Here is a 397-nt window from a genome sequence, read left to right as displayed (position 1 = left end):
TGTCGCCGCAGCCGACCGTGGCGTCGACCATGCGGTGGTTGAGTTCGCGCGGGGTGGCGGCGGCGTCGCGGCCGGGGCCCACCTTGGTGGTGATGACGAGTTCGTCGCCGTACGGGGCGAGTGCCCGGTTGATGAGCTCGTTCGCGGAACGCAGCGGGGAGAAGTAGAAGGCCGCCGTGTCGATGTGGTTCACCCCGAGCTCCACGGCCTTGCGGAGCACCCCCGTGACCCGGTCGCGCTCGCTCGGGGAACCGTCGGCGAGGTGGGTGAGGCGCATCGCGCCGAAGCCGATCCGGTTGACGGTCAGATCGCCCAGCCGCCAGGTTCCGGCCGCGGCGGCGTTGATCGTTTCAGAGGTCATGCGGCACTCTCGCACATCCCCCGCAGGCCTCCCACC

1 protein-coding gene is annotated in these 397 nt (G+C 70.8%); it reads right to left on the bottom strand.

Going from position 1 to position 397, the window contains the following annotated elements; all coding sequences use genetic code 11:
- The coding region (locus tag ADK55_RS20740) for an aldo/keto reductase (protein ID WP_234350170.1) at positions 1 to 361 on the bottom strand (361 nt) is incomplete at its 3' end.
- Positions 362 to 397 lie beyond the last annotated feature (36 nt).

The sequence above is a fragment of the Streptomyces sp. WM4235 genome, assembly GCF_001279725.1.
Taxonomy (GTDB): Bacteria; Actinomycetota; Actinomycetes; order Streptomycetales; family Streptomycetaceae; genus Streptomyces.
This window is presented reverse-complemented; position numbering and strand designations above follow the sequence as displayed.